The organism is Pseudarthrobacter phenanthrenivorans (assembly GCF_036455295.1).
GTDB lineage: Bacteria > Actinomycetota > Actinomycetes > Actinomycetales > Micrococcaceae > Arthrobacter > Arthrobacter phenanthrenivorans_C.
The window spans coordinates 87,551-98,906 of the sequence record NZ_JAYXNX010000016.1 but is presented as its reverse complement, the minus strand read 5'-3'; the positions used below and the strand labels follow the sequence as shown (position 1 = coordinate 98,906).

Annotated in this window: 10 protein-coding genes; all 10 read left to right on the top strand. The window is 67.7% G+C overall.

Translation table 11 applies throughout. From position 1 onward, the window contains the following. The first annotated feature begins 515 nt into the window (after positions 1-515). The 10 genes from VXJ37_RS17660 to xerD are packed head-to-tail and all read left to right on the top strand — an operon-like array spanning position 516 to position 11,348. Positions 516-2,081 (top strand): hypothetical protein, encoded by a 1,566-nt coding sequence (locus VXJ37_RS17660; protein ID WP_331324341.1) that lies wholly within the window; start codon positions 516-518, stop codon positions 2,079-2,081. After that, the gene (locus VXJ37_RS17655; RefSeq protein ID WP_331324344.1) at positions 2,081-2,968 is read left to right on the top strand and encodes a hypothetical protein; all 888 of its coding nucleotides are present in this window, start codon (positions 2,081-2,083) and stop codon (positions 2,966-2,968) included. Before VXJ37_RS17660 ends, VXJ37_RS17655 begins: the two co-directional genes overlap by 1 nt. A gap of 6 nt (positions 2,969-2,974) precedes the next feature. Continuing rightward, positions 2,975-3,964 carry an HAD-IIA family hydrolase gene (locus VXJ37_RS17650; RefSeq protein ID WP_331324340.1) on the top strand — a complete coding sequence of 330 codons (990 nt, stop codon included), beginning with the start codon at positions 2,975-2,977 and terminating at the stop codon, positions 3,962-3,964. A gap of 9 nt (positions 3,965-3,973) precedes the next feature. Continuing rightward, entirely contained in the window at positions 3,974-4,237 is a 264-nt protein-coding gene (locus VXJ37_RS17645) for a hypothetical protein (RefSeq protein WP_331324339.1), read from the top strand. Then, positions 4,237-5,052 (top strand): TlyA family RNA methyltransferase, encoded by an 816-nt coding sequence (locus VXJ37_RS17640; RefSeq protein ID WP_331324338.1) that lies wholly within the window; start codon positions 4,237-4,239, stop codon positions 5,050-5,052. Before VXJ37_RS17645 ends, VXJ37_RS17640 begins: the two co-directional genes overlap by 1 nt. Positions 5,053-5,065: 13 nt before the next feature. Continuing rightward, on the top strand, positions 5,066-6,091 hold the full coding sequence (locus VXJ37_RS17635) for an NAD kinase (protein ID WP_141940831.1): 1,026 nt from the start codon (positions 5,066-5,068) through the stop codon (positions 6,089-6,091). 4 nt (positions 6,092-6,095) lie between these two features. Continuing rightward, positions 6,096-7,835, top strand: coding sequence for a DNA repair protein RecN (gene recN, locus VXJ37_RS17630; RefSeq protein ID WP_331324337.1), 1,740 nt, complete (start codon positions 6,096-6,098; stop codon positions 7,833-7,835). Between the two features lie 28 nt (positions 7,836-7,863). Then, positions 7,864-9,639 carry a CTP synthase gene (locus VXJ37_RS17625; protein WP_331324343.1) on the top strand — a complete coding sequence of 592 codons (1,776 nt, stop codon included), beginning with the start codon at positions 7,864-7,866 and terminating at the stop codon, positions 9,637-9,639. Positions 9,640-9,666: 27 nt separating this feature from the next. After that, on the top strand, positions 9,667-10,326 hold the full coding sequence (locus tag VXJ37_RS17620) for an NUDIX domain-containing protein (protein WP_141940833.1): 660 nt from the start codon (positions 9,667-9,669) through the stop codon (positions 10,324-10,326). Further along, on the top strand, positions 10,326-11,348 hold the full coding sequence (gene xerD, locus VXJ37_RS17615) for a site-specific tyrosine recombinase XerD (protein ID WP_331324336.1): 1,023 nt from the start codon (positions 10,326-10,328) through the stop codon (positions 11,346-11,348). Before VXJ37_RS17620 ends, xerD begins: the two co-directional genes overlap by 1 nt. The last annotated feature ends 8 nt before the right edge of the window (positions 11,349-11,356 follow it).

The following is an 11,356-nucleotide window of genomic DNA, read 5'->3' as shown; positions in this document are numbered from 1 at the left end:
GGTTGGGGCCTCCCACATTTAACAACCAAGCAACCACACACCCAACCGGACGCCCCACCACCTCCCGGCCCTTCCCTGGGGACGCCCCACCACATCCCGCCCCAAAACCGGCAAAACGTGATAGGGCGTTGGGGGAGAAGCGGCAGGACGTGATGGGGCGCCCCTGGAGTTGTGAAGATGGCCACGATACCGCTGCCAGGGCCCGCTCTGTCCCGTGGGATTTTGTGCCTCCACTAGAATTGATGAAGATGTACGGACTTCGAAGCGCTTGATTTCGGGTTGCGTAGGAAACGAAACGAGCGGCTGCAGTTGCGCCAGTGGTCGGCTCACAACAGGAGGAATCCATATGGCCGAGCACAACGGTGGCAACCGCGGCAATGACCGCGGCGCGTTCCGCGGCAACAACAATTCCGGCGGTGAGCCCCGCGGCTTCAGGTCCCGGTCCGACCGCGACGGCAACAACTTCTCCCGTGGCGAGTCTTCCGGCGGCGGTGAGCGCCGACAGTTTGGCGACCGTGACCGCAAACCGTACGGTGATCGTCCGCGTCGTGAGGGCGAGGGTGAGCGTCGCGGTTTTGGTGGCGGTGCCGGTGGTGAGCGTAAGTCCTATGGTGATCGTGACCGGAAGCCCTTTGGTGATCGTCCGCGACGTGACGGCGAGGGTGAGCGCCGTGGGTACGGTGCAGGTGACCGCGACCGGAAGCCGTTGGGTGACCGTGACCGCAATCCGTTCGGTGATCGTCCGCGTCGTGATGGTGAGGGTGAGCGTCGCGGTTTGGGTGGCGGTGCCGGTGGTGAGCGTAAGTCCTATGGTGATCGTGACCGGAAGCCCTTTGGTGATCGTCCGCGTCGTGAGGGCGAGGGTGAGCGCCGTGGCTACGGTGCAGGTGACCGCGACCGGAAGCCGTTCGGTGACCGTGACCGGAAGCCGTTTGGTGATCGTCCGCGGCGTGATGGTGAGGGTGAGCGTCGCGGTTAAGGTGGCGGTGCCGGTGGTGAGCGTAAGTCCTATGGTGATCGTGACCGGAAGCCGTTTGGTGATCGTCCGCGGCGTGATGGTGAGGGTGAGCGTCGCGGTTAAGGTGGCGGTGCCGGTGGTGAGCGTAAGTCCTATGGTGATCGTGACCGGAAGCCCTTCGGTGATCGTCCGCGTCGTGAGGGCGACGGTGAGCGCCGTGGCTACGGTGCAGGTGACCGCGACCGGAAGCCGTTTGGTGACCGTGACCGGAAGCCGTTTGGTGATCGTCCGCGTCGTGATGGTGAGGGTGAGCGTCGCGGTTTTGGTGGCGGTGCCGGTGGTGAGCGTAAGTCCTATGGTGATCGTGACCGGAAGCCGTTTGGTGATCGTCCGCGCCGTGATGGCGAAGGTGAGCGCCGTGGCTACGGTGCAGGTGACCGCGACCGGAAGCCGTTCGGTGACCGTGACCGGAAGCCGTTTGGTGATCGTCCGCGCCGTGATGGCGAAGGTGAGCGCCGTGGCTACGGTGCAGGTGACCGCGACCGGAAGCCGTTCGGTGACCGAGACCGGAAGCCGTTTGGTGATCGTCCGCGCCGTGAGGGCGACGGTGAGCGCCGTGGCTACGGTGCAGGTGACCGCGACCGGAAGCCGTTCGGTGACCGAGACCGGAAGCCGTTTGGTGATCGTCCGCGCCGTGATGGCGAAGGTGAGCGCCGTGGGTACGGTGCAGGTGACCGTGACCGCAAGCCGTTCGGTGATCGCGATCGGAAGCCCTTTGGTGATCGTCCGCGCCGTGACGGCGAAGGTGAGCGCCGTGGCTACGGAGCAGGTGACCGCGACCGCAAGCCGTTCGGTGACCGGCAGGACCGCGCGCCCCGCAGCTTCGATCGCGGCGAATCCGGCCGCAGCTCCGGTCCCCGCGGCTTCGGCCGTGACCGCCAGGAAGAGCGTCCGGCGCGCGTGCCCAATGCCGCCGACCTTCGCAGCGCCAACCGGCCGGACCGGGAACGCTCACCCGAAATCGACGAGGACGTTACGGGCAAGGAACTGGACCGCGCCACGCAGCACCAGATCAAGACCCTCGAGTCCAAGAGCGCGGAGTGGGTGGCGCGCCACCTGGTAATGGCCGGGCGGCTGATTGACGACGAGCCCGAGCTGGCCTTCCAGCACGCACTCGCCGCCAGCCGCCGTGGCGGCAGGCTCGCGGCTGTCCGCGAAGCCGTTGGCCTCACTGCCTACGCAGCGGGCCACTACGGTGAGGCGCTCCGCGAATTCCGCACCTTCCGCCGGATCAGTGGCTCCAACGTGCACCTGCCCGTCATGGCCGACTGCGAGCGTGGCCTGGGTCGCCCCGACCGCGCCCTTGACGTTGCCCGTTCCGAGGAAGCCCAGGACCTGGACGCTCCCGGCAAAGTGGAACTGGCCATCGTTGCGGCCGGCGCGCGGACGGACCTTGGCCAACTGGACGCGGCTGTGGCGGAACTCGAGATCCCGCAGCTGGACATCAACCGTGCCTTCTCCTACAGCCCGCGGCTCTTCCGCGCCTATGCCGATGCGCTTGCAGCGGTGGGGCGCCAGGACGAATCGGGGAAGTGGAGCCGGCAGGCTGTAGTGGCGGAAAACGCCTTGGGCCAGGGCGTGGACGAGGAACCAGAGATCATCGACCTGGGCTGGGACGAGGAAGAGGAAGCCCGCGAAGAGGCCAAGCGGCGCAGGACGCTGGAGGACGCCGCCAGGTCTGCCGACGCCGAAAGCCCGGCAGAGGCGCCTGCCGCCCCTTCGGCGGGCGGCGCGCGCGCCACGGAAGCGAAGGCTGTCCCGGACAGCAGCATCGACGACCAGGAGGCCGACTACTTCGTCTCCGACGATGCTGAATCGGATCTGGACTCGGTGGAGCACGATGAACTCGACTCCCCGGCTGCTGACCATGCCGCCCCGGAAGCCGGCGAAGACAATAAAGACAGCGAAGACAACGGTGATACCCGGCACCTTGACGAAGGACGGGACTGAACACGGATGACTGAGGTGTCCCTGGTTTCCCGGTTCGATGCGCTCCTGGCCGATCTGGACGGCGTGGTCTATGCAGGGCCGCACGCCATTCCCGGAGCAGTCGAATCCCTGAAGAAGCTCTCCGGGCTGGGCATCGGCCTGGGCTACGTGACAAACAATGCGTCCCGTTCGCCCGCAGAGGTTGCGGCGCACCTGCGTGAACTCGGAGCACCGGCCGAGGACAACCAGGTGGTCAGTTCCTCCCAGGCCGCGGCGGACCTGCTTGCCTCGCTGCTGGCAGCCGGGTCCAGGGTCCTCATCACCGGAAGCCCTGCGCTTGCGCGGGAAATCGAACTTGCAGGCCTGGTTCCCGTGGGCAGCCAGGAAGAGGAGCCCGTGGCAGTGGTCCAGGGGTTCAGTCCTGCCATTGGCTGGAAGGACCTGGCGGAGGCCACGTATGTGGTGAACGCCGGTGCGCTGTGGGTGGCCACCAACACTGATATGTCCATACCCCAGGCGCGTGGAATCGCCCCTGGGAACGGCACCCTGGTGGCCGCTGTCGCCGCGGCCACCGGGCAGCAGCCCAAAGTTGCGGGGAAGCCCGAGGCCCCGCTGTTCCACTCCGCGGCAAAGCGGCTCGGGGCCGAGCGCCCCCTGGTGGTGGGCGACCGGCTGGATACGGACATCCTGGGCGGCAACAACGCGGGCTTCGCCACCGTTGCCGTCCTCACCGGCGTCGACACGCGCGAGACCATCCTTGCGGCGCGGGCCCCGGAACGGCCCAACTACATCATTGGCAACCTGACGGACCTGCACCGCGCTTACCCGGAGGTGACGCACGACGACGGCACTTACACGTGCGGCCGGGCAACGGCCCGCGTGGCCAACGGAGCCGTGGGCATCATCGGCGGCCAGGACGACCTGGACTCATGGCGGGCCGCATGCGCGGCATGGTGGGCTGCCACCCCGGACGCCGCAAGCCCACAGGCGCCCAAGCTGGTATGGATGGATCACTAGACTGGTTCAATGACTGAGCTGACCGAACCGGACGACACGGCAGGCCAGCCCGCTCCCGAATGGCCCGGGGAAGGCACCCGGGAGACCGGGCAGGGCATCACGGATCCGGACGTGGCGCGGTCCGTGGCCAAGCTCCTCGACATGCCCCGGCTCCCGGCCGCGGAGCACGAGGCCATCTACAACGCGCTCCACGATGACCTGCTGGCCACCCTCAACAGTGACCCCACAGACAGCATCCGCGCTGCCACCGACCCTGGCCGCGGGGAGGCCTGATGCCGGTCCGCCTTGACCAGGCCCTGGTGGCACGCGGCCTGGCGAGGTCACGCACGCACGCAGCCTCGCTCATCGCCGAAGGCAAGGTCAGCTCCGGTGGCCAGGTCCTCGCCAAGGCCTCCCTGCAGATTGACGACGGCCGGGACCTCGCCGTCAAACACGATGAGCAGGACACCTATGCCAGCCGCGCCGCCCATAAGCTGGCCGGCGCGCTGGACGCCTTCCCCGGGGTATCGGCACAGGGCAAACGGTGCCTCGACGCCGGCGCCTCCACTGGGGGATTCACCGACGTCCTCCTTCGCCGAGGGGCCGCGCGCGTGGTGGCGGTCGACGTCGGACACGGCCAGCTGGTGCCGCACCTCCGGGACGATCCGCGGGTGGATGTCCACGAGGGAATGAATGTCAGGTACATGGCGCCGGCTGACATCGGCGGCCCGGCGTCCCTGACGGTCGCGGACCTCTCCTTCATCTCCCTCACCCTGGTGGTGCAGCCGCTGGCGGACTGCACGGAACCCGGCGGTGACCTGGTGTTGATGGTCAAGCCGCAGTTCGAAATCGGCAAGGACCGCCTGGGCCGTACCGGGGTGGTCACATCGGAGCGGGAGCGCCGGATGGCCGTGGAGAAGGTAGCCAGGGCAGCGCTTGATGCCGGGCTGGACCTGTGCGGCCTGGCGGTCAGTCCGTTGCCCGGACAGGACGGAAACGTCGAATACTTCCTGTGGATAAAACGCAGGATCAGCAAAGACTTGCCTAAGATCGAAGAGCGAGAGGCAGCAGCCGCTGCGTTGCTCGGACAAATCTGGCCGAACCACTAGAGAGCGGAACCTGATGAGCAGGCGTGTACTGGTCCTTGCCCACACCGGCCGCGAGGAGTCGTTGAAAGCCGCCTGGGAGGCCTGCGCCCTGCTGCACGCCTCGGGCATGGTCCCCGTGATGCAGGAGTCCGAACTCGGCGACATGGAGCGGTTCTTTGGCCACCTGGCCCAGCCGGTTGAGGTGCTCCACGACCACGTGCAGCTGCCCGACGTTGAACTTGTCATGGTCCTCGGCGGCGACGGAACCATCCTGCGGGCAGCCGAACTGGTCCGCGAGGTGGACGTGCCGCTGCTGGGCGTCAACCTGGGCCACGTGGGTTTCCTGGCCGAAAGCGAGCGGGCCGACCTGGCCCAAACCGTCGAGTGGATTGCCAGCCGTGAGTACACGGTTGAAGAGCGCATGACCATCGATGTCCAGGTGTGGGTCCGCGGCCAGAAGATTTGGCACACCTGGGCTTTAAACGAAGCCGCCATCGAGAAAGCCAACCGGGAACGGATGCTGGAAGTGGTGACCGAGGTGGACGAGCGCCCGCTGACGTCCTTCGGCTCCGACGGCATCGTGCTGGCCACCCCCACAGGGTCCACGGCCTATGCGTTCTCCGCCGGCGGACCGGTGGTGTGGCCGGAGGTCGAGGCTCTGGTGATCGTTCCCATCAGCGCCCACGCGCTCTTCGCGAAGCCGCTGGTCGTCTCGCCCAGGTCCAAGCTGGCCGTCGAGGTCCTGGGCCGGACCGATGCCCAGGGCGTCCTGTGGTGCGATGGCCGGCGCTCGGTGGACCTGCCGCCCGGCGCCCGGGTGGAAGTGACCAAGTCCGCCACCCCCGTCCGGCTGGCCCGCACCCACCAAACGCCGTTCTCCGCCCGGCTGGTCCGAAAGTTTGAGCTGCCCATCCACGGGTGGCGTGGCCCGGTGCCGAAATCCGATGCCGTACACACCGGCCCCATCCCCATTGTGCGGACACCGCGGCCCATGCCGCCGCTGCCCGTACCGCAGGTGGATAACCCGGGCAGCGATCCCGATCCGTCGACCGCAAAGTGAATCCATGCTTGAAGAACTGAGAATCCGCGATCTTGGCGTCATCACCGACGCAACGCTGCCGCTCGGCCCGGGACTGAGCGTCGTCACCGGAGAAACCGGTGCCGGCAAGACCATGGTGGTCACCGCCGTCGGGCTTTTGCTGGGCGCCCGCTCGGACGCCGGTGCCGTGCGCAGCGGCGCCAAAAGCGCCACCGCCGAGGCCGTGCTTAAGCTCGACACGGGACATCCCGCCGTCGCCCGTGCCCTGGACGCCGGCGCGGAGGCTGAGGAGTTCGACGGCGGGACGGAGCTGATCCTTGCCCGCCGCCTGGGTGCGGACGGACGGAGCCGGGCGTTCCTGGGCGGCCGGGCAGCGCCGGTGGGTGTCCTGGCCGAGATCGGCGAGTCCCTGGTGGTGGTGCACGGCCAGTCCGACCAGATCCGCCTGAAGAGCGCCACGGCCCAGCGCGAAGCCCTGGACAAATTCGCGGGCGAGACCCTGGCCGGGCCGTTGGCGGCCTACCAGGACCTGTACAGCCGGTGGAAAGCCAGCCAGGCGGAGCTGGACACCCTCCGCAGCGCGGCACGGGACAGGCTCCGCGAAGCCGAATCCCTGGAAGCGGCCCTCGCCGAGATCGACGATGTTGATCCGCAGCCGGGGGAGGACGAGCTGCTCAAGGCCGAGGCCGTGAAGCTTGCCAACGTGGAAGAACTGCGGATTGCCGCCAGCACCGCGCACCAGGCCCTCATCGCTGAGGACTTCGGTGAAGCGGGCGACGCAACCACCTTGGTGGACTCCGCCAAACGCACCCTTGAGCACGTGGCTGAGCACGACGCCGAACTGGGGTCAGCGGCCGCCCGGCTGGCAGAGGTGGGCTTCCTGCTCAACGACATCGCCACCGAACTGGCCAGCTACCAGGCCGGCCTGGACTCCGAGGGCCCGGAACGGCTCGCCGAAATCGAGGACCGGCGCGCCGCCTTGGCCAAACTGGTCCGCAAGTATGCCCCGACCATCGACGAAGTACTGGAGTGGGCTGAGAAGGCGCGCGTCCGGTTCGATGAGCTGCAGGACGATTCATCCCGCATCGAGGCCCTGGACGCGGAGGTGGTCCGCGCCGAAGCGGACCTGACCAAACAGTCGGCCGCCATCAGCAAGATCCGCGCCAAAGCTGCCAAGGACCTGTCCGCCCGCGTCAGCGCCGAGCTGAAGGCCCTGGCCATGGCCGACGCCACCCTGGTGATCAACCTCGACAACGCCGGCCAGCTCGGCCCGCACGGCGCTGACGAGATCAGCTTCCTGCTGCAGCCGCACTCCGGGGCGCCCGCCCGGCCGCTGGGCAAGGGGGCATCCGGCGGTGAACTGTCCCGGGTCATGCTGGCCATCGAAGTGGTGCTGGCCGCCGTCGATCCCGTCCCTACGTTCGTGTTCGACGAGGTGGACGCAGGCGTGGGTGGCCGTGCCGCCGTCGAGATTGGCCGCCGCCTCGCCATGCTGGCACGCCACGTTCAGGTGTTGGTGGTCACCCACCTGCCGCAGGTGGCCGCCTTCGCCGACCAGCACATCACTGTGACCAAAACCTCGGTCAGGGGAGCCGACGGCGGCACCTCCACCGGGTTCACCTCCAGTGATGTCCGCCTCCTCGACGAGCCTGAGCGGGTGCGCGAACTCGCCCGCATGCTGGCGGGCCAGGAGGACTCCGAATCGGCGCAGGCCCACGCCAGGGAACTGCTCGACGACGCCCGGCTCCTGCCCCAGCGCGCCTGACCCGGACAACGACGGGAAGACGCAAATGATGATAGGCTCGAACTCCGTGGTGCAGCGATCAAATTCCCGTGTAAATTCCCGGTTCCCGGGTTCCTCCAAGACGACGAAGCACATTTTTGTCACCGGTGGTGTGGCATCCTCGCTCGGCAAGGGACTGACGGCCTCCAGCCTTGGTCACCTCCTGCGGGCGCGCGGCCTGTCCGTCACGATGCAGAAGCTCGATCCCTACCTGAACGTGGATCCGGGCACGATGAACCCCTTCCAGCACGGTGAGGTCTTCGTCACGGACGACGGCGCCGAGACAGACCTGGACATCGGGCACTACGAGCGCTTCCTCGACGAGAACCTTGAAGGTTCCGCGAACGTGACCACCGGCCAGGTGTACTCCACCGTCATCGCCAAGGAACGCCGCGGCGAGTACCTCGGCGACACCGTACAGGTCATCCCGCACATCACGGATGAAATCAAGCGCCGCATGCGCCTGCCCGCCGAGGGCAAGAACGCCCCCGACGTCATCATCACCGAAATCGGCGGCACCGTCGGCGACATCGAGTCCCAGCCCTTCCTCGAATCCGCCCGCCAGGTCCGCCAGGACATCGGCCGGAACAACGTCTTCTTCCTCCACGTCTCCCTGGTGCCCTACATCGGCCCGTCCCAGGAACTGAAGACCAAGCCCACGCAGCACTCTGTCGCCGCACTGCGCTCCATCGGCATCCAGCCCGAGGCCATCGTGATCCGCTCGGACCGCGAAGTCCCGGACGCCATGCGGGAAAAGATCGGCCGCATGTGCGACGTCGATATCGACGCCGTGGTGAACGCCGCGGACGCCCCCAGCATCTACGACATCCCCAAGACGCTGCACGGCCAGGGGCTGGACTCCTACATCGTCCGCGCCCTGGACCTGCCGTTCAAGGACGTTGACTGGACCAGCTGGGACCGCCTCCTCGAAGCCGTCCACAACCCCAAGCACCACGTCGAGATCGCGCTGGTGGGCAAGTACATCGACCTCCCGGACGCCTACCTCTCGGTGACCGAAGCGCTCCGTGCCGGCGGATTCGCCAACGAGGCCAAGGTCAATATCCGCTGGGTCCCGTCCGACGAATGCGAAACCCGCGAGGGTGCCATCAAGGCGCTCGACGGCGTGGACGCCATCTGCGTGCCTGGCGGCTTCGGCATCCGCGGGCTCGAAGGCAAACTGGGCGCCCTGAAGTTCGCCCGCGAAACCAAGCTCCCGGTCCTGGGCCTGTGCCTCGGCCTGCAGTGCATGGTGATCGAGTACGCCCGCAACGTGGTGGGCCTGGAAGGCGCCTCCTCAAGCGAGTTCGAGCCGGACTCCAAGTACCCGGTCATCGCCACCATGGAAGAGCAGCTGGAATACGTTGAGGGCCGCGGCGACCTGGGCGGCACCATGCGCCTGGGCCTCTACGAAGCCAAGCTCGACGAAGGCTCGGTCATCGCCGAAACCTATGGCAAGACCACCGTCAGCGAACGCCACCGGCACCGCTACGAAGTCAACAACAAGTACCGCCAGCAGATCGCGGACAAGGGCCTGGTCTTCTCCGGCACTTCCCCGGACGGCAAGCTGGTGGAGTTCGTTGAGCTGCCCGCCGACGTCCACCCGTACTACGTCGCCACGCAGGCGCACCCCGAGCTGAGCTCGCGGCCCACCCGCCCACACCCGCTGTTCGCCGGCCTGGTCAAGGCTGCACTGGACCACCAGAACGCGGGTCACCAGGGCGCTGCCGACACGGCTGTACCCGCGGCTGGCGAGCCTGCGGCATCGGGTAGCGTTACGGGTAAGTAGCCAAGAGAACACACAAAGGACGGCGCGATGCCTGGTACACCTGAAGCCACCCCTGCCAAAGAGGTTTCGGATGCACCAAGCCCGCGCCGTCTCTTGTCTTCCGAGAAGGTTTACGAGGGCCGGATCTGGGACGTCGTCAGCGATACCTTCCAGCTCTCGGAGACCGGGGACGCCCTGACCCGCGACTACATCGACCACCCCGGCGCCGTGGCCATCCTGCCCATGAACGGCCAGGGCCAGATCCTGCTCCTCAAGCAGTACCGGCACCCGGTGGGGATGGACCTGTGGGAGGTCCCCGCGGGCCTGCTGGATGTCGAGGGCGAGGACTTCGTGGTGGGCGCGGCGCGGGAACTCGCCGAGGAAGCGGACCTGGCCGCCGGCACCTGGAATGTGCTGGCCGACGTATTCAACTCTCCCGGATCCTCCAGCGAGGCCATCCGAATCTACCTGGCCCGCGACCTGACCGAGGTGCCCCATCACGAGCGCCATGAACGGACGGATGAGGAAGCGGAAATCGAGTTCCACTGGATCAGCCTGGACGACGCCGTGGCCTCCGTCCTGGCGGGCCGCCTGCACAATCCGTCCGCCGTCGTCGGGATCCTTGCCGCCGCAGCCGCCCGCGCCGGCGGCTATGAAGACCTTCGCCCCGCCGACGCCCCCTGGCCCGCACACCCCAGCCAGCGCTGATGGTCCCGGGTCCTTCGGCTGAGGCAGCACCGGCTGTCGAACCGGCTCCCGAAACGCCAGGGCCCGGTGCCGCTCCTGCCGGGGTCCCTGCCGCCATCGACCGCGGAATCACCGACTACCTCCAGCACATGGGTGTGGAACGGGGACTGGCGGTAAACACGCTGGCGGCCTACCGCCGCGACCTGGCCCGGTACGCCCGCTACCTCACCGCCGCCGGCTGCACGCGTCCCGCCGACATCACACGGCACCACGTCACCGGGTATGTCCGTGCCCTTTCGGACGGGTCCGACGGCGGCTCCACCCTTGGCGTACGATCGGCAGCACGGACCGTGGTGGCCGTCCGGGGGCTGCACAAGTTCTGGGCCCTGGAGGGCTACACCCCGGCCGATCCGGCCCGCGACGTGCACCCTCCGATGGCGGGCAAACGGCTGCCCAAGGCCATCAGCGTTGACGAGGTCACCAGGATCCTTGAGGCCGCGGGGACGGACACCGCCACGGGGCTGCGCGACCGCGCCCTCCTTGAATTCCTCTACTCTACCGGTGCCAGGATCAGCGAAGCCGTGGGACTGGACGTTGACGACATCTCCCTTGCGGAGCCGGAATCCGGGCCGGCCATTGTCCGCCTGTTCGGCAAGGGATCGAAGGAACGGCTGGTGCCGCTCGGCTCGTACGGGGCCCGCGCGATCGATGCCTACCTGGTCCGGGGCCGCCCGCTGCTCGCCGCCAAAGGCAAGGGAACGCCCGCGTTGTTCCTCAATGCCCGCGGCGGCAGGATCAGCCGGCAAAGCGCCTGGACCATCCTGAAAGCGGCAGCGGAAAAGGCGAATATCACCCGCGATGTCTCGCCGCACACCCTGAGGCACTCCTTTGCCACGCACTTGCTCGAAGGGGGCGCCGACGTCCGGGTGGTCCAGGAACTGCTGGGCCACGCGTCGGTGACCACCACCCAGGTGTACACGCTGGTCACGGCGGACACGCTGCGTGAAATCTATGCCGCCGCGCATCCCCGGGCCCTGGGTTAGGGGACCGG

Coding starts and splice junctions, on each gene's coding strand:
- VXJ37_RS17655 (WP_331324344.1), top strand. CDS start 2,081: ATGGCCGGGCGGCTGATTGACGACGAGCCCGAGCTGGCCTTCCAGCAC.
- VXJ37_RS17650 (WP_331324340.1), top strand. CDS start 2,975: ATGACTGAGGTGTCCCTGGTTTCCCGGTTCGATGCGCTCCTGGCCGAT.
- VXJ37_RS17645 (WP_331324339.1), top strand. CDS start 3,974: ATGACTGAGCTGACCGAACCGGACGACACGGCAGGCCAGCCCGCTCCC.
- VXJ37_RS17640 (WP_331324338.1), top strand. CDS start 4,237: ATGCCGGTCCGCCTTGACCAGGCCCTGGTGGCACGCGGCCTGGCGAGG.
- VXJ37_RS17635 (WP_141940831.1), top strand. CDS start 5,066: ATGAGCAGGCGTGTACTGGTCCTTGCCCACACCGGCCGCGAGGAGTCG.
- recN (WP_331324337.1), top strand. CDS start 6,096: ATGCTTGAAGAACTGAGAATCCGCGATCTTGGCGTCATCACCGACGCA.
- VXJ37_RS17625 (WP_331324343.1), top strand. CDS start 7,864: ATGATAGGCTCGAACTCCGTGGTGCAGCGATCAAATTCCCGTGTAAAT.
- VXJ37_RS17620 (WP_141940833.1), top strand. CDS start 9,667: ATGCCTGGTACACCTGAAGCCACCCCTGCCAAAGAGGTTTCGGATGCA.
- xerD (WP_331324336.1), top strand. CDS start 10,326: ATGGTCCCGGGTCCTTCGGCTGAGGCAGCACCGGCTGTCGAACCGGCT.